At 73.2% G+C, this 17,149-nt stretch carries 14 protein-coding genes; 8 read left to right on the top strand and 6 right to left on the bottom strand.

Features of this window, described 5'->3' with window-relative positions:
- Nucleotides 1-26: 26 nt before the first annotated feature.
- Nucleotides 27-1,667 carry an amidohydrolase family protein gene (locus tag ACIQGQ_RS01255; RefSeq protein ID WP_402389156.1) on the top strand — a complete coding sequence of 547 codons (1,641 nt, stop codon included), beginning with the start codon at nucleotides 27-29 and terminating at the stop codon, nucleotides 1,665-1,667.
- Here the strand turns inward: ACIQGQ_RS01255 and ACIQGQ_RS01260 are convergent.
- Nucleotides 1,664-2,500 carry a siderophore-interacting protein gene (locus ACIQGQ_RS01260; protein WP_402389159.1) on the bottom strand — a complete coding sequence of 279 codons (837 nt, stop codon included), beginning with the start codon at nucleotides 2,498-2,500 and terminating at the stop codon, nucleotides 1,664-1,666. The two genes, ACIQGQ_RS01255 and ACIQGQ_RS01260, sit on opposite strands and share 4 nt — an antisense overlap.
- A gap of 99 nt (nucleotides 2,501-2,599) precedes the next feature.
- Here ACIQGQ_RS01260 and ACIQGQ_RS01265 point away from each other — a divergent pair, with 99 nt between their 5' ends.
- On the top strand, nucleotides 2,600-3,415 hold the full coding sequence (locus tag ACIQGQ_RS01265) for a TetR/AcrR family transcriptional regulator (RefSeq protein ID WP_402389162.1): 816 nt from the start codon (nucleotides 2,600-2,602) through the stop codon (nucleotides 3,413-3,415).
- Nucleotides 3,416-3,484: 69 nt separating this feature from the next.
- Here the strand turns inward: ACIQGQ_RS01265 and ACIQGQ_RS01270 are convergent, their stop codons facing one another.
- On the bottom strand, nucleotides 3,485-4,354 hold the full coding sequence (locus ACIQGQ_RS01270; RefSeq protein WP_402389164.1) for a serine protease: 870 nt from the start codon (nucleotides 4,352-4,354) through the stop codon (nucleotides 3,485-3,487).
- A gap of 636 nt (nucleotides 4,355-4,990) precedes the next feature.
- Here ACIQGQ_RS01270 and ACIQGQ_RS01275 point away from each other — a divergent pair.
- The 5 genes from ACIQGQ_RS01275 (at nucleotide 4,991) to ACIQGQ_RS01295 (ending at nucleotide 10,254) form a co-directional block, all read left to right on the top strand.
- The gene (locus tag ACIQGQ_RS01275) at nucleotides 4,991-6,202 is read left to right on the top strand and encodes a pyridoxal phosphate-dependent aminotransferase (protein WP_402389166.1); all 1,212 of its coding nucleotides are present in this window, start codon (nucleotides 4,991-4,993) and stop codon (nucleotides 6,200-6,202) included.
- 84 nt (nucleotides 6,203-6,286) lie between these two features.
- Nucleotides 6,287-6,682, top strand: coding sequence for a hypothetical protein (locus ACIQGQ_RS01280; RefSeq protein ID WP_402389169.1), 396 nt, complete (start codon nucleotides 6,287-6,289; stop codon nucleotides 6,680-6,682).
- Nucleotides 6,683-6,825: 143 nt separating this feature from the next.
- Nucleotides 6,826-7,929, top strand: coding sequence for a hypothetical protein (locus tag ACIQGQ_RS01285; protein WP_402389172.1), 1,104 nt, complete (start codon nucleotides 6,826-6,828; stop codon nucleotides 7,927-7,929).
- A gap of 29 nt (nucleotides 7,930-7,958) precedes the next feature.
- Complete coding sequence (locus ACIQGQ_RS01290; protein ID WP_402389175.1) at nucleotides 7,959-9,614, top strand: substrate-binding domain-containing protein; 1,656 nt, start codon at nucleotides 7,959-7,961, stop codon at nucleotides 9,612-9,614.
- Nucleotides 9,601-10,254: a hypothetical protein gene (locus tag ACIQGQ_RS01295; protein WP_402389177.1), complete on the top strand. Its 654-nt coding sequence runs from the start codon at nucleotides 9,601-9,603 to the stop codon at nucleotides 10,252-10,254. The genes ACIQGQ_RS01290 and ACIQGQ_RS01295 overlap by 14 nt, the downstream gene beginning before the upstream one ends.
- 85 nt (nucleotides 10,255-10,339) lie before the next feature.
- On the opposite strand, the gene ACIQGQ_RS01300 is transcribed toward ACIQGQ_RS01295, so the two are convergent.
- The gene (locus tag ACIQGQ_RS01300) at nucleotides 10,340-12,082 is read right to left on the bottom strand and encodes an Ig-like domain repeat protein (protein ID WP_402389179.1); all 1,743 of its coding nucleotides are present in this window, start codon (nucleotides 12,080-12,082) and stop codon (nucleotides 10,340-10,342) included.
- A gap of 296 nt (nucleotides 12,083-12,378) precedes the next feature.
- The gene (locus ACIQGQ_RS01305; RefSeq protein ID WP_402389182.1) at nucleotides 12,379-14,202 is read right to left on the bottom strand and encodes a phosphoenolpyruvate carboxykinase (GTP); all 1,824 of its coding nucleotides are present in this window, start codon (nucleotides 14,200-14,202) and stop codon (nucleotides 12,379-12,381) included.
- Nucleotides 14,203-14,414: 212 nt separating this feature from the next.
- Between ACIQGQ_RS01305 and ACIQGQ_RS01310 the strand changes: the two genes are divergently transcribed.
- On the top strand, nucleotides 14,415-15,113 hold the full coding sequence (locus ACIQGQ_RS01310; protein ID WP_402389185.1) for a hemolysin III family protein: 699 nt from the start codon (nucleotides 14,415-14,417) through the stop codon (nucleotides 15,111-15,113).
- A 63-nt stretch (nucleotides 15,114-15,176) separates the two neighbouring features.
- Here the strand turns inward: ACIQGQ_RS01310 and ACIQGQ_RS01315 are convergent, their stop codons facing one another.
- Complete coding sequence (locus tag ACIQGQ_RS01315) at nucleotides 15,177-16,109, bottom strand: alpha/beta hydrolase (RefSeq protein ID WP_402389188.1); 933 nt, start codon at nucleotides 16,107-16,109, stop codon at nucleotides 15,177-15,179.
- Nucleotides 16,110-16,196: 87 nt separating this feature from the next.
- Nucleotides 16,197-17,129, bottom strand: coding sequence for an alpha/beta hydrolase (locus tag ACIQGQ_RS01320; protein ID WP_402389191.1), 933 nt, complete (start codon nucleotides 17,127-17,129; stop codon nucleotides 16,197-16,199).
- Nucleotides 17,130-17,149: the final 20 nt, after the last annotated feature.

Genomic DNA, 17,149 nt, shown 5'->3' on the forward strand with positions numbered 1-17,149 from the left:
CCCGTTCCCCCGAAAGGCACCACCCCATGGACCTGGTCATCCGCAACGCGTACGTCGTCGACGGCACCGGCGCCCCGGGCCGCCGCGCCGACGTGGGCGTCCGGGACGGCCGGATCGCCGAGATCCGGCCGGAGGGCGCGGCGGGCCCCCGCCCCTCCGGCCGCCGGATCCTGGACGCCGACGGGCTGGCCCTCACGCCCGGCTTCGTCGACATGCACGCGCACAGCGACCTCGCGCTGCTCCGCGACCCCGACCACAGCGCCAAGGCCGCGCAGGGCGTCACCCTCGAAGTGCTCGGCCAGGACGGCCTGTCGTACGCCCCGGTCGACGACCGGACCCTCGCCGAGGTGCGCCGCTCCATCTCCGGCTGGAACGGCGGCGCGCCCGAGGAGACGGACGTCGACTTCGACTGGCGCACCGTGGGCGAGTACCTGGACCGGCTGGACCGCGGCTTCGGCGGGCGGGGCATCGCCGTCAACGCCGCCTACCTGATCCCGCAGGGCACCGTCCGGATGTACGCGATGGGCTGGGAGGACCGCCCCGCCTCCCCCGCCGAGCTGGACCGGATGAAGGAGCTGGTCGCGCAGGGCATGAGAGAGGGCGCGGTCGGCATGTCCTCCGGCCTCACCTACACCCCCGGCATGTACGCGGACGACGCCGAACTCACCGAGCTGTGCCGGGTGGTGGCCGCGCACGGCGGCTACTACTGCCCGCACCACCGCTCGTACGGGGCGGGCGCGCTCGACGCGTACGCGGAGATGGTGCGGCTCACCCGGGCCGCGGACTGCCCCCTCCATCTCGCCCACGCCACCATGAACTTCGGCGTCAACGAGGGCCGGGCGCCCGAGCTGCTCGCCCTGCTCGACGAGGCGCTCGACGCGGGCGCCGACATCTCCCTCGACACGTACCCGTACACCCCCGGCTGCACCACCCTCTTCGCGATGCTGCCGAGCTGGGCGTGCGAGGGCGGCCCCGGGGCGGTGCTGGACCGGCTCGCCGACGACGCCGCGGCCGAGCGGATCCGCCACCATCTGGAGGAGCTGGGCTCGGACGGCTGCCACGGGGTGCCGATCGAGTGGGACACCATCGAGATCTCCGGGGTGGGCACGCCCGCCCTCGCCGACCACGTCGGCCGCACCGTGGCCGAGTCGGCCCGGCTGCGCGGCGAGACGCCCTGGACGACCGCGCGCCGGCTGCTGGTCGAGGACCGGCTCGGCCCCACGATCCTCCAGCACGTGGGCCACGAGGAGAACGTGCGCCGCATCATGCGCCACCGGGTGCACACCGGCGGCAGCGACGGCATCCTCCAGGGCGACAAGCCGCATCCCCGCGCCTACGGCACCTTCCCGCACTATCTCGGCCGGTACGTCAGGGAGTTGGGCGTCCTCTCGCTGGAGGAGTGCGTCGCCCACCTCACCTCGCGCCCGGCGAGGCGGCTGCGCCTGCCCGACCGGGGGTACGTCCGCGAGGGCTACCGCGCCGACCTCGTCCTCCTCGACCCGCTCACGGTGGCCGCGGGCGCCACCTTCGAGGCGCCGCGCACCCTTCCGACGGGCATCCCGCACGTCCTGATCGACGGCCGCTTCGTCATCGAGGACGGCCGCCGCACCCAGACCCTCGCGGGCCGGTCCGTCCGCGGCCCGGGAACGCGCGGGAGGAGCCTCTAGAACCCGCCCTGCTCCTTCGCCCAGGCCAGGTCCTCCTCGGTCGGGGCGTCGTCCTGGGTGAGGCTGCGCCGCCAGTACCCGGCGAACTCCACGGCCTTCCGGTCCATCCCGCGCTCCTCGACCAGGTGGCGGCGCAGCGCCCGTACGGTGCCCGCCTCGCCCGCCAGCCACGCGGCCCCGGCCCCCTCGGGCAGCCGGGCCGCCCGCACCGCGTCCAGCAGCGAGCCGCCCCGGTCCCGGTGCACCCACTCCACGGCCACCTCCGCCGCCGAGGGCAGCGGGCGCTCCTCCGCCGCGTCGGCGACCTCGGCCCGGACGAGCGCCCGCGCCCCGGCGGGCAGGGACTCCAGCAGGGTGCCGATCGCGGGGAGCGCCGTCTCGTCCCCGGCGAGCAGCAGCCAGTCGGCGGCGGGCAGCGGACGGGCGTACAGCGACGAGGGCCCGATCATGCCGAGCACGTCGCCCACGCGCGCCTCCCGGCCGAAGCGGGCGGCGGGCCCGTCGTCGCCGTGCAGCACGAAGTCGACCGTCATCACCCCGGCCGCCCGGTCGTGGCCGCGCACGGTGAAGCTCCGCAGCAGCGGCCGCCCGGCCTCCGGGATCGCCAGGTACGCCTCGTACCACCGCATGCCGTACGTGTCGTCGGCGGCCGGCTCCGGCAGCCGGGGCAGCGCCTGGCCGGGCCGCGGGAAGCAGAGCTTCATCTGCTGGTCGGGCCGGTCCTCCAGCAGCCCGGCCAGCGCGTCCCCGGTGAAGGCGATCCGCGCCGTGCGCGGCGTGATCCGCTCCACAACGACGACCCGTACGTACGACACGGCCAGTGCCTGTCCCATCGCGGCCCCACCTCCCCGCCGGGGACGGACCCCCGACTGATACTTTACGGCGTAAGGAATTGCTCGGGAGAAGTTACTTTACGGCGTAAGGAGTCGCAAGTGGTGGTCTTTGCCGGACAGGGCGACGCCCGGCGCTCGATGTCCCTGCTGTGGCGCGGCACGCGGTCCGGGGCGCCGGAGCGGCGCCCCGGACCCGGCCCGAGGCCCGCGCTGAGCGTCGACGCGATCGTGGCGGCCGCGATCGGACTGGCGGACGCCGAGGGGATGGCCGCGCTGTCGATGCGCGCGGTGGGCGAGCGGCTCGGCCGTACGGCGATGGCGCTCTACACGTACGTCCCCGGCAAGAGCGAACTGCTGGACCTGATGTACGACCAGGTCCACGCCGAACTGCCCGCCGGCTACCCGGACGACGGCGACTGGCGGGCCGGGCTCACCGCCTGGGCGCACGACGGCCTGGAGTTCCACCTCCGCCACCCCTGGGTGCTCCAGGTCTCCCAGGCCCGCCCGGTGCTCGGTCCGCACGAGTACGCGGGGCTGGACACCCTGGTGCGACTGCTGACCGCGACGGGGCTCGACGCGCCCCTGCTGCGGCGGCTGATCGGCACCCTGTCCCACTTCGTGCGCGGCTGCGCCGGGACGGTCGCCGAGGCGCGGCAGGCCGCGGCGGCGACGGGCGAGCCGGACGAGCGGTGGTGGTTCGCGCGCTCGGCGCTGCTGGCCGAGGTGGCGCCCGATTTCGCGGCGCGGTATCCGGATCTGGCCGCGCTGGAGGGGGCGAGCGCGCCCCGTCAGGCCGCGCCGGGCGAGGAGTCGGTGCCGTTCCTGGAGCGGGAGGCGCGGGCGACCTTCGAGGCCGGGCTCGGCGTGCTGCTCGACGGGATCACCGCGGCGGTCGACCGTACGGCGCGGGGCTGACGGACGACGCGCCGCCGCCGCGGCACCCGGGGACGGCCGGGCGCTGCGGCGGCGGACGGGGTCACCCGGTCACGGCTTGGGCAGGACGCACCCGGCACGGTTCAGGTCGAACTGGTTGCCGGGGCCGATGCACGGCACGATGCCGTACGTCTCCTGGGCGTAGTTGATGCCCTGGCGCACCGTCACGTTGCCGCTCTCGTCGACCTCGCACGGGTTGTTGTCCGTGCAGCGCTGGCCGTCCTCGTTGCCGGTGTTGTTGACGGCGACGACCTTGCCGGTCGCGTTGTCGATCACCGGGGAACCGGACGTGCCGCCGATGGTCTGGCAGGCGGAGGTGTAGCGGACCGAGTCCTTCCAGGTCCACGAGCCTTCCTTGAGCCGGTAGACGAAGCCGTCGACGTTGCAGGCGTACGTCCGCTTCCAGTAGCCGGACACGACCGTGATGGCGGTGCCCTGGACCGGGTGCGCGGTGTTGAGCTCCAGCGCCTTGATGCCGTAGGTGCTCTCGATCTGGGCGTAGGTGCTGGTGAGCTGGTAGACCGAGATGTCGGTGTCGGTCATCGTCCCGTACGCGATCTTGCTGGCGCGCAGGGTGCCGACGCCGGTGCCCGAGGCGTTCAGCAGGGTGAAGCTGCGGGTGGACGGCTGGTCGCGGACGACCTCGCCGGGCCCGGGGAACCCGGTCTCCATGCAGTGCCCGTTGGAGAGCACCAGCGCGGGGTCGCCCGGCTGGGAGTCGGGGGTGCGGACGACGGAGCCGGAACAGTTGCTCAGCGCCACGGTCCCGGCGAAGTTGACCGCCTTCGCCCTGGGCTTGGCCTTCACCGTGGCGGCGGGCGCCGTCGTGTCGCCGGCCGGAGCGGTCGCGGCGGTCGCGGGCGCGACACCCGCCCCGAGGAGCGCGACGGCGAACACCGCACCGACGAGAGGCTTCTTCATGTGGGGGTCCTCTCAAGTGACCCGGGCAGGAGCCCGACGGCCCCACCCGCGAAGTCCTGTCCAAATTGACATGCGCATGTTGGCGTACAAGAGGACCCCCCACAAGGGGCGGTTTCCAGCCGCCGGGCCCCGGAACAGCCCGGCCCCGGGACGTCCACCCGGAGGACCGGCCCGCCTCCGTCCCGGGCCGTGGGCTCCACCGGCGGGCCGCTGGAGCCGGTCCCCCTGGTCACGGGCGCCGAGGCATCCGACAGCCGGGCCGCCACCGGCTCGTGACCATCCCTCACGGGGGCCCGCCGGAGCGGTGGGAGCTCCAGACGCGCACCGCCGACGGCGACGAGGCCCTGCCGGCGCCGGCCGCCGAGTTCGGCATTCACCCGCCGTCGGACGCCCCGCCGCCCGGCCGCCCGGGTGACGGACGGGACGGGCCGTGGCGCATCTCACCCGCCCGGGCCCGTCCCGCCCGCCCTCCGGTGCATTCGAAGCCGCGACGGCGCTCCCGCCCGGCGTTCCCACGGCGCGGGGCGGCGGGCGCATGGCGATGGAAGTCGGGGCCGGACGGGGCGGGCGGGGCGGCGGGGGCGATTGCGGACGAATGCCCCGGCGCCGGGCGCGGACGGCCGTAAGCTCCCGGGCATGCAGGTCATCCAGTCCACGAAGCTCGCCAACGTCTGCTACGAGATCCGGGGTCCGGTGCTGGAGGAGGCGATGCGGCTGGAAGCGGCCGGTCACCGCATCCTCAAACTGAACACCGGCAACCCCGCCGCGTTCGGTTTCGAGTGCCCGCCCGAGATCCTGGAGGACATCCTGCGCAATGTCTCCGGGGCGCACGGCTACGGCGACGCGAAGGGGCTGCCGTCCGCGCGGCGGGCGGTGGTGCAGCACTACGAGACCAAGGGCATCGATCTCGACGTCGAGGACGTCTACCTGGGCAACGGCGTCTCCGAGCTGATCCAGATGTCGATGCAGGCGCTGCTCGACGACGGCGACGAGGTGCTCGTACCGGCCCCGGACTATCCGCTGTGGACGGCCTCGGTGTCGCTGGCCGGCGGCCGGGCGGTGCACTACCGGTGCGACGAACAGGCCGACTGGATGCCGGACCTCGCCGACATCGAGCGGCGGATCACCGACCGCACCAAGGCCCTGGTGATCATCAACCCGAACAACCCGACCGGCGCGGTGTACGACGAGGAGATGCTGCGCGGGCTCACCGAGATCGCCCGCCGCCACAACCTGGTGGTCTGCTCCGACGAGATCTACGACCGGATCCTGTACGACGGCGCGACCCACACCCCGACCGCCACGATCGCCCCCGACCTGCTGGTCCTCACCTTCAACGGGCTCTCCAAGAACTACCGGGTGGCCGGCTACCGCTCGGGCTGGCTGGCGGTCTGCGGCCCGAAGGCCCACGCCTCCTCGTACATCGAGGGGCTGACGATCCTGGCCAACATGCGGCTCTGCGCCAACATGCCCGCGCAGCACGCCGTGGCCACCGCGCTCGGCGGCCGGCAGTCGATCGACGACCTGGTGCTGCCGGGCGGGCGCATCCGGGAGCAGCGGGACACCGCGTACGAGCTGCTGACCCGGATCCCCGGTGTGACCTGCGTGAAGCCGAAGGGGGCGCTGTACCTCTTCCCGCGCCTGGACCCCAAGGTCTATCCGATCAAGGACGACCGGCAGATGGTGCTCGACCTGCTGCGGGCCGAGAAGATCATGGTCGTGCACGGCACCGGCTTCAACTGGCCGGAACCCGACCATTTCCGGGTGGTCACCCTGCCGACGAGCGAGGACCTGGCCGACGCGGTGACCCGGATCGCACATTTCCTGGACGGATACGGCCAGCCCTGAGCACCCACCCCCGCTTCGATCGCAGTCAACTTTAGACTGAATCCAATGTAGGATGGCCACACCGCACCCCGGAGGAGGCCATCCATGTACGAACCGATCCGCACCAAATCGGTCCACACACCGGTTGACCACGACGACTTCCCGGGCCGCTCCCGCGAGGAGGAGCTGGACATCCAGCTCGCCGGGCACCTGGCCGCGCTCCTCGCGGTCACCGACGAGCTGGGCCTCGGCGCGGCGGGCGACCGCATCGCCACCCAGGTCGCCCGGCTGCGCGGCGCACCCCCCGCCCGCCACGCCGGCCGGACCGGGGCCCCCGGGGCCGCGCTGCACCGCCGCGCCCACGCCCTCGCGGGCCGCGCGCTGGTGGTCGCCGCGTCGCGCGCCGACACGGCCGCGGCGATCCTCGCGGCCGAGCGCATGGACGCCCACACCGCGGCACTGGCCGCCCCCGCACCGGCCTCCCTGGCCGGCGCCCGCTGACGGCCCCGGTCCGCGTGCCGTCGAGGCGCGTGGGCCGGGCGCCCTCCACCCGTGCACCCCCGCCCCGTTTCCACCCTCGTACCGCCCCCGTTGCGTACTGGGATCAGCGCTTAACCTTCCGTCCACCCGGCCCGACCCGGAATGTGGGTTTCCGCGAGCAGGCTTCGGCTGTGAGACGCATCGTGGGCATCGTTCTGGCGGTGCTGCTGATCGGCGGGGTGGCCATAGCCGTCGCAGCGGGCCGCGACAGCAAGGACCCGGGCACGGCGACGGAGACCGTGCGGGGCGTGATCGGGTCGGAGAAGGCCGAGTTCTTCGCCGATCCCGGTGTGGTGAAGGCCCTCGCCCGACGGGGGCTCACCGTCAAGGCGGAGACCTCCGGTTCCTGGGCCATGGACCGGCTCTCCCTCAAGGGGTACGACTTCGCCTTCCCGAGCTCGAAGGCCCCGGCCGACGACCTCCAGCGCCGGTCGGCCGTCACCGGCGGGCCGCTCCGGCCCTTCTACTCCCCGCTGGTCGTCGTGGCCCACCGGGCCGCCGCCCAGGTCCTGGCCGCCAACGGCCTCGCCGTACTGCACGGGCGGACCAGCGGCAAGCTGCTGATGGGCCCCTACCTCCGGGCCGCGCGCGACGACCGGACCTGGCAGCAGCTCAAGGGGGCCGAGGGCCGCGCCGAGTTGACCGGCACGGTGTTCATCACCAGCACCGACCCGGTCTCGTCCAACTCCGGCGCCCTCTACCTCGCCGCCGCGTCCTATGTCGCCGACGGCGGCCGGGTCGCCGCCGACAACGCCGCGATCGACCGCACCGCCCCGCTCCTGAGGAAGCTGATCCGCGTCCAGGGCGCCCAGCAGACCAGCAGCGACGCCCCGTTCCGGGACTTCATCAGCGGGGTGGGCAACCCCCTGGTGCTGGTCTACGAGTCCCAGGTGGCCGCGCTGCTGATGCAGCACCAGGACGCCGGTGACCTGGTCCTCCTCTACCCCGACACCACCGTCTCCAGCGACCACACCCTCGTACCGCTCACCGCCGCCGGCCGCCGACTGGGCGAACTCCTCTCCACCGACCCGGAGTTGCGCAGGCTCGCGGTGCGGCACGGCTTCCGGCCGCAGGGCGCGGCCGCCGAGTTCACCGCGGCCACCGCCGGTCACACCGACTACATCGACCAGAAACTGACCGGGGTCCGCCAGGCGCCCGTGCCCACCGCGACGGTGCTGCGCGCGATGGCCCGGCGGACCCGCGGCTGACGCCCCACGCCTCCCGGGAGAACCCAGCCATGACCGAAGAGCCCCGGCCGACGAAGCACCACCGCGGAGGACGGCCCGGCGGGCCGCGGCGCCGGGCGCCGCGCCCGCTCGCCGCCCTGCTGTCCGCCGCCGCGCTCGCCCTGCTCGCCGCCTGCTCGGGCCCGGGCGGCGACAACTCCCCGGGCGGGTCCGGACCGAGCGGCGACGCACGGCGCCCCGGCACCCTGCGCATCCTGGCCTCCAGCGAACTCGCCGACATGAAGCCCCTGTTGGAAGAGGCGAGGAAGGCGACCGGGATCACCGTCCGGCCCACCTGGACCGGCACCCTCGACGCCGTCGAACAGCTCGGCTCCGGCACGGCGGACCGGGCGTACGACGCGGTCTGGCTCTCCTCCAACGACTATCTGCGGCTGCACCCGGACGCCGCCGCGCACCTCACCTCGGAGACCCCGCTGATGACGTCGCCGGTGGCCCTCGGGGTCCGTGCGTCGACGGTGCGACGGCTGGGCTGGCGGCCCTCGGAGGTGACCTGGTCGCAGGTGCACCGGGCGGTCGCCGAGGGCCGGCTGACGTACGGGATGACCGATCCGGCCCGCTCCAACTCCGGCTTCTCCGCGCTGGTCTCGGTCGCCTCCGGGCTCTCGGGCGCCCAGGCCGCGCTGACCGACGCCGATGTGCGCGGGGCGAGCGGGAAGCTGAAGGAGTTCTTCGCCGGGCAGCGGCTGACCTCCGGCTCCTCGGGCTGGCTGGCCACCGCGTACGCCCGGCGCGGCACGGTGGACGCGCTGATCAACTACGAGTCGGTGCTGCTCTCGCTGAACCGCGACAGCCACACCGGGCTGACCGTGATCCGCCCCCGCGACGGCGTGCTGACGGCGGACTACCCGCTCAGCGCGCTCACCTCCGCCACGCCCGGGGCCAAGGACGCGGTCCGCGCGCTGACCGCGTACCTCCGCACCCCCGGCGCGCAGCGGAAGCTGACCCGGGACACCTTCCGCCGCCCGGTCGTCCCCTCGGTGCGGCCCGCACCGCCGCTCGGGGCCGACACCCGCCGCGAACTGCCCTTCCCCGGCTCCCGGTCCGTCGCCGACGGGCTGCTGCACGCCTACGAGAACAAGCTGCGCCGCCCCTCGCGGACGGTGTACGTGCTCGACACCTCGGGCTCGATGGCCGGGGACCGGCTGGCGGCGCTGAAGGTGGCGCTGACCGGGCTGACCGGGGACTTCCGCGAGCGGGAGGAGGTCACCCTGCTGCCGTTCGGCTCGTCGGTGAAACAGGTCCGCACCCATACCGTCGACCCGGCCGACCCGCGCCGGGGCCTGGCCGCGCTGCGCGCCGACACCGCCGCGCTGAGCGCCGGGGGCGAGACGGCGATCTACTCCAGTCTGCGGTCGGCGTACGAGCGGATCGGCGCGGACACCGAGTCCGCGTTCACCTCGATCGTGCTGATGACGGACGGCGAGAACACCGTCGGCGACACCGCCCGCGACTTCACCGCCTACTACCGCGCCCTGCCCGAAGCGCGCCGGGCCACCCCGGTCTTCCCGGTCGTCTTCGGCGACTCGGACCGGGCCGAGCTGGACCGGATCGCCGCCCTGACCGGCGGACGGCTCTTCGACGCGACGAAGGAGCGGGGGCAGGGTTCGCTGGACGGCGCCTTCGAGGAGATCCGTGGGTACCAGTAGGAACGGGGCGGCCCCGGGCGGCGGCTCCCCGGGCCGGGTGCTGGCCTACCTGGAGTCGCGGAAGAACATCGCCGGGTGCGTCGGCGGGCTGGCCGGCCTCGCCCTCACCTTCACCCATCTCGCCGGGACGTACTGGCCGGCGGTGGTGGCCGGGCTGTACGCGGCGGGCGCGCTGATCGCCCCGCCCGAGCGGCCGCCCGCGCCGGGATTCCCGGATCTCCCCGACGCGTCGTCGCGGCTGGACGCGGTGCGGGATGGGTTCGGGACGCTGCGGGAGTACCTGGACGCGGTGGAGCTGCCGCCCGCCGCGTCGGGCCGGCTCACCGAGCTGATGGAACTGCTCGACGGGCTCCTCGCCCCCGGCTGGGCGTCCGGGGCCCTGACCACCGACCCGGAGGGCGTCCACGCCCTGTCCCGCACCGTGCACCAGGACATCCCGGAGGCGGTCGACACCTTCGTACGGACCCGCTGGTGGACCCGGATCGCCCCGGGCGCGGAACCGCCCGAGCACCAGCTGGAGCACCAGCTGTCCCTGCTGCACCGCGAGGCCACGGCCCTGGCGGCCGCCCTGCGCGAGACGGAGGCCCGCCGCCAGCAGTCCCACACCCGCCATCTGGAGGACCGGGGCCGCAACGGGTAGGGGGACGTGTCCCCGATGCGCCGGCGCCCGGCCTTTCGGCGGGGCGCCGGCACCTCGGGGACAGGGTCCGGCAGGGCCTCGCGCGTCAGTTGCGGACGCGCACCGTCGCCGTGGCCGTCGAGCCGGCGTGCAGCTCGTCCCCGGCGTAGCCGATCTCGTACGTCACCTGCCCGGCGGCCCGGGGCAGGTCGTTGACGGTGAAGGTGCCGTCGGCGGCGACGGCGGCCGACGTGAGGGTGCCGGTGCCCTTCCGGTCGGTGCGCACCACGGAGAGGGTGATCCCGGCGGGGAGCGCCCTGCCCTGTCCGGTGAGGGTGCCGGTGATCGTCAGGCCCTCGCTCCTGACCGCCTCCGCCGGGGCCCGCAGCGTGAGCGCGGTCGGGGCCTTGGCCACCGTGACGGCGAGGCTGACGTCCTCGGCGGGGCGGTGGGTGACGTCACCGGTGAAGGAGACGGTGTACGTGGCGTCCCCGACGAGCGACGGCACGTCGAGGACGGTGAACGAGCCGTCCGGGTCGACCTCGACGGGGGCGAGTTTCCGGTCGCCGTTCGCGTCGTGCCGCACCGCCGTCACCCTGGCCGGTTCGGCGGGGGCGGGGCCGTCCAGCTCCAGCCGGCCCCTGATCCCGACCGGTTCGCCGACGACGGGCTGCCCCGGCGTGGTGGAGAGCCCGCCGGTGAACCGGGAGTCGTACTGGGCGGCCGGGGGCTTGATGATGTGCAGCCAGTACTCGGTGGTGGTCCGGTCGGTGGTGACGGCGAACAGCCGCGAGCCGTCCGCCGACCAGCCCAGCCCGCGCGGCACGACCCGGTCCCCGTCGAGCGCGCCCTCGAAGACGAACTCCAGCGGGGCCCGGCCGGACGCCGGGTCGGCGGGCTGCACCAGCAGGTCGGGCGTGCTCCCGGTCGCCGAGGCGCCCCGGGCGATGTACGTGCCGTCGCCGCTGAACGCCACCGCCGACGCCTTGGCCCCCTCGGGCAGCGGCTGGTACGGGACGGGCGCGTCGGACAGGTCGGCCGTGTCCAGGAGCCGGGTGCCGTACGCGGCGTCGGCGACCGCGATCCGGCGCCCGTCCGGGGACTGCGCCACGTCCTTCATGTCGAGGCCGCCCTGCCCCTGGGCGTCGGCGAAGCGGCGCTCCGGGCCGCGCACGAGGGTGTCGCCGCTCGCGTCGAAGAAGGTGACGAAGGGGTTGGTCTCGGTGGTGCTGCGGGTCTGCGCCATCACCAGGCGGTCCGGGACCTCGGGGTCGCTCTCCAGTCGCAGCCGGCTCGCCGCGTTCCACCCGGTGTTGACGAGCGTGTTGCCCGTCGAGCCGTAGAGCCCGCTCCAGAAGTTGGTGCAGTCGGTTCCGTTGTACGGCGTCTCGGCGTGCCACTCCTTGCCGCCGGCGAAGGCGACGTCGCGCGGGCAGGTCGGCGCGGTCGCGGTGCCGACGATCCCGGTGCGCTCCCAGGTCTCGGTGGAGAAGGCCAGGACGGCCGAGGACTGCGAGACGTAGAGCGTCCCGCTGTCCGTGCTCAGCGCCATCCCGGACGGGACGGTGCCGACGGCGACCGATCCCGTCTTCTGGCCCTGGAAGTTGTAGATGTGGACCTGGCTGTTCGTGGCGCGGGCCTGGCCGTCCGTCACGTAGACGCGCTCGTGCACCGAGTCGACGACCATCGCCGCGTACGAGGACATCGGCAGCTTGGCCACGGTGTCGCTGGGCTCGGGACCGTCCGCGGCGTGGGCGGACGGCGGCGCGAGCGCGGTGAGTCCCGCCGTGCCGAGGGTCAGCGCGGCGAGCGTCGCCGCGATGCGTACGGAGTGCCTTTTCCTGCTCAACTGGATCCCCCACAGGCTCTGTTGCCCCGGCCGACCGAGCCGGAGCCGATGTGAAGGATCATCGAAGCGTTGTGAAGGTCCCGTGCGCAAGCCCTGGGTTGCCTTACGGCGATCCCCGGGCGTTCACCGCAAAACGCGGGAATGGCCGGAAACGGGAACGACCCCCGGAACCGTGAGGGGGTTCCGGGGGTCGTCGTACCGCGGCGGGCTGTCGGCCCCACAGGTCAGGGCGGATGTCCGGGGCCCGGCCGCGGGGGTGTGCGGGCGCGTCCCGTGCGGGGCGCGCCCGGGGAGCGTCAGCCCAGGCGCTCGACCAGCGCGTGGTACTCGTCCCACAGCTCCTTGGGCGTGTGGTCGCCGAAGGTGTCGAGGTGACCGGGGACCAGCGCAGCCTCCTCGCGCCAGACCTCCTTGTCGACGTCGAGCAGGAAGTCCAGGTCGGCCTCGGAGAGGTCCAGGCCCTCGGTGTCGAGGGAACCCTTGGCCGGCAGGACGCCGATCGGGGAGTCGACGCCCTCGGCGCGGCCGTCGAGGCGGTCGACGATCCACTTCAGGACGCGGCTGTTCTCGCCGAAGCCGGGCCACACGAACTTGCCCGCGTCGTTCTTGCGGAACCAGTTCACGTAGTAGATCTTCGGGAGCTTGGACTGGTCCTTGTCCGCGCCGACCTTGATCCAGTGGTTCATGTAGTCGCCCATGTTGTAGCCGCAGAACGGCAGCATGGCGAACGGGTCGCGGCGCAGCTCGCCGACCTTGCCCTCGGCGGCGGCGGTCTTCTCGGAGGCCACGTTGGCCCCGAGGAAGACGCCGTGCTGCCAGGTGAAGGACTCGGTGACCAGCGGGACGGCGGAGGCGCGGCGGCCGCCGAAGAGGATGGCCGAGATCGGCACGCCCTTCGGGTCCTCCCACTCCGGCGCGATGATCGGGCACTGCCCGGCCGGGACGGTGAAGCGGGCGTTGGGGTGGGCGGCGGGCGTGTCGGACGCGGGCGTCCAGTCGTTGCCCTTCCAGTCGGTGAGGTGGGCCGGAGCGGTCTCCGTCATGCCCTCCCACCAGACGTCGCCGTCGTCGGTGAGCGCGACGTTGGTGAAGACGGAGTTGCCCCACATCGTCTTCATGGCGTTGGCGTTGGTGTGCTCGCCGGTGCCGGGCGCGACGCCGAAGAAGCCGGCCTCGGGGTTGATCGCGTAGAGGCGGCCGTCCTCGCCGAAGCGCATCCAGGCGATGTCGTCGCCGATGGTCTCCACGGTCCAGCCGGGGATCGTCGGCTCCAGCATGGCGAGGTTGGTCTTGCCGCAGGCCGACGGGAACGCGGCCGCGACGTACTTCGCCTCGCCCTGCGGCGGGGTGAGCTTGAGGATGAGCATGTGCTCGGCGAGCCAGCCCTCGTCACGCGCCATGACGGAGGCGATGCGCAGCGCGTAGCACTTCTTGCCGAGCAGGGCGTTGCCGCCGTAGCCGGAGCCGTAGGACCAGATCTCGCGGTCCTCGGGGAAGTGCGAGATGTACTTGGTGGAGTTGCACGGCCACGGAACGTCCTCCTGGCCCTCCTCCAGCGGGGCGCCCAGGGTGTGGACGGCCTTGACGAAGAAGCCGTCGGTGCCGAGCTCGTCCAGCACCGCCTGCCCCATGCGCGTCATGGTGCGCATCGAGACGGCGACGTAGGCGGAGTCGGTGATCTCGACGCCGATCGCGGAGAGCGGGGAGCCGACCGGGCCCATGCAGAACGGGACGACGTACATCGTGCGACCGCGCATCGAGCCGCGGAAGACGCCCTTCTCACCGGTGAAGATCTCCCGCATCTCGGCGGGGGCCTTCCAGTGGTTCGTCGGACCGGCGTCCTCCTCCTTCTCGGAGCAGATGAACGTACGGTCCTCGACGCGGGCGACGTCGCTCGGGTCGGACGCGGCGTAGTAGGAGTTCGGGCGCTTTTCCTCGTCCAGCTTGGTGAAGGTGCCCTTGGCGACGAGCTCCCCGCACAGGCGCTCGTACTCGGCCTCGGAACCGTCGCACCAGACGACCTGGTCGGGTTCCGTTATCGCCGCGATCTCGTTCACCCAGGAGATGAGTTCCTGGTGCTCGGTGGGAAGAGTGGGGGGAGCCGCGATGTCGCGCGCCACGATCGCTCCTTGTTGAGGGTGTCTGCTTGGTAGTTGCCCCGTGGGGGCCGCGACCCGGATGCTTCTACCCCTTCGAATCCCGTTGGCGCTCATCCGGTGCCGACCGCACTCATTTGATCATCCGCCCGTTCCGCCCATATGTCCAGGGGGGCGCACACGTGAGCATCGCCACTCGTACCGGTTACCTACGGTCGCGTAGGTACGATGCGGGAATGACTGCTGCCGCTGCCGCACCCGCGCCCACCGGGCCGGAACCAGCCGAGTCCGACGCCCTCCCCGCGAAGCCGCGGATGCGCGGCTGGCTGCACGCCGGGATGTTCCCCGCCGTGATCGTCGCCGGGGTGGCGCTGATCGCGTTCACCGACAGTTCCCGGGGCCGGATCGCCTGCGGGATCTACACCCTGACCGCCTGTCTGCTCTTCGGCGTGAGCGCGCTCTACCACCGGGGCACCTGGGGTCCGCGCGGCGAGGCCGTGCTGCGCCGCCTCGACCACGCCAACATCTTCCTGATCATCGCGGGCACGTACACCCCGCTGACCCTGCTGCTGCTCCCCGAGTCCACCGGGACGCCGCTGCTCTGGGCGGTCTGGGCGGCGGCCGCGGCGGGGATCGCCTTCCGGGTGTTCTGGGTCGGCGCCCCGCGCTGGCTGTACACCCCGTGCTACCTGGCGATGGGCTGGGCGGCGGTCTTCTTCCTGCCCGACTTCATGCGCACCGGCGGGATCGCCGTCCTGGTGCTGGTGATCGTCGGCGGGCTGCTCTACAGCGCGGGCGGGGTCATCTACGGCATCAAGCGCCCCAACCCCTCGCCGCGCTGGTTCGGCTTCCACGAGGTGTTCCACTCGCTGACCCTGGCGGCCTTCGTCGTCCACTACGTCGGCATCTCGCTGGTCGCCTACAACCACCGCTGACCGTCGGCCCCGCGGGCGCGCCGATCCCCTGGGAGGGGTCGGCGCGCCCGTCGCCCGTTCCGCTCAGAGGTACTTGTTGTAGAACGGGATCAGGTGGTCGAGGGCGATCCCGACCGGCTCGGGCCGGTCGTAGAGGTCGTAGTGGGAGAAGCCCTCGGCGACGACGAGTTCCTTGTCCGTCGATGCCGCGCGACGGTAGATCTCCAGGCCGTCGCGGTAGGCGCCGAACGCACCGGGCTTGTCGCCGACGACGACGCACAGCGGCCGGGTGAGCAGGACCTCGGCACGGTGGAAGGCGTCCCAGCCGACCGAGGTGGCCTGCCGGGAGAAGACGGCCTCGGTGCGGCCGCCCGGCTTCTCGCCCCGGTCGGTGCGGTAGTAGTCGGTCGCCTCGACCACGTCGATCTCGGTCACGCCCATCTCCCGGGCGGTGCGGGGATCGGCGGGCAGGAACTGGTCGACCCGGAACTCCGCGCCGCGCGCCTCGGCCGTGCGCTGCGCGGCGATGGCGTCGAGCGCCGCGATGGGGTCGTAGCCGGTGAACGCCTCGTGCATGAGGCGCCCGAAGTTGACCCCTGTCACGCTGCCCACGGCCTTGATCCGCCGGTCGGTCATGGCGGCGTTGATGGCGTAGGCGCCGCCACCGCACACACCGACGACACCGATGCGGCCGGCGTCGACGTACGGCAGCGTCACGAGGTGGTCGATGACGTAGCTGATGTCCGACACCCGGAACGCCGGGTCCTCGACCGAGCGCGGCGTCCCCCCGCTCGCGCCCTGGAAGCTGGCGTCGAAGGCGATGACGACGAACCCCGCCTCGGCCAGCGCCGCGCCGTACACGGTGCCGGACGTCTGCTCCTTGCACGATCCGACGGGGTGGACGCTGACGATCGCGGGGTAGCTCCTGTTCTCGTCGAAGCCCGGCGGGAGGTGGATGTCGGCGGCCAGGTCCCAGGCGAGCGCCTTGACGGTGACGTTCTTGATGTTCTCGGTCATGGGGTCCGTTTCCTCACGGGTGGGGGTGCGGGTCAGGGGGTGCGGGTGAGGCGGTGCGGGTCAGGGGTGCGGCGCGGTCGGGCCCGTTCAGTCCCGGTCGGCCGATGCGCCCGCCAGGTGCTCGGCGAAGAAGGGCGCGGCCTCGGCGATCGCCCGGCCGACGTACTCGGGGACGTCGTAGAAGTCCATGTGCGTACCACCCTCGACCAGGACGAGCTTCTTCGGGCTCCGGGCGCGGCCGTGCAGCTCGGTCGACATCCACAGCGAACCGGCCTCGCTGCCCGCGACGACCAGCACCGGCTGGACGAGCAGGTCCTCCACCATGTGGAAGGCGTCGAAGGTGAAGATCCGCGACACGCTCCGGGTGAAGAGGAACCTGTTCCCGGCGTTGGGGTGCTGGGCGCGCGGGGTGAGGTAGTAGTCACCGGCCTCCACCAGGTCGCGCGGGGTGTTCTCGTCCGGCTCGGCCGGTACGTACGGCAGGTAGGCGGCTTCCGCGCCCCGCGCCGACTCGGCGGTCCGCTGCCCGGCGAGGGCGGTGAGGGTCGGTACGGCGGCGGCGTCGGAGTCGGTTCCGTACCAGCCCCGGCGGAAGCTGGTGCCGATGTTGACGGCGCTGACGGTGGTGAGGGCCTTGATCCGGTGGTCGGTCATCGCCGCGTTGACGGCGTAGCCGCCGCCCGCGCAGATGCCCAGCGCGCCGATCCGTTCCGGGTCGACGAAGCCGAGGGTCTGAAGGTGGTCGACGGCGGCCCGGACGTCCTCCACCCGGGCGTACGGGTCCTCCAGATGGCGCGGCTCGCCGCCGCTGTCGCCCTGGAACGAGGCGTCGAAGGCGAGGGCCACGAAGCCCTGTTCGGCCAGCTTGGCCGCGTACAGGCCGGCGGCCTGCTCCTTCACCCCGCCGCCGGGGTGGACGACCACGACGGCCGGGTAGGTGCCGTCCGGGTCGAAGCCGTCGGGGCGGTACAGGCTGCCCGCCATGGTGATCTGCCCGTTGGGAAAGGTGATGGCTTCCATCGTCTGCTCCTGATGCATGA

Source organism: Streptomyces sp. NPDC092952 (genome assembly GCF_044754785.1).
Classification (GTDB): Bacteria; Actinomycetota; Actinomycetes; order Streptomycetales; family Streptomycetaceae; genus Streptomyces.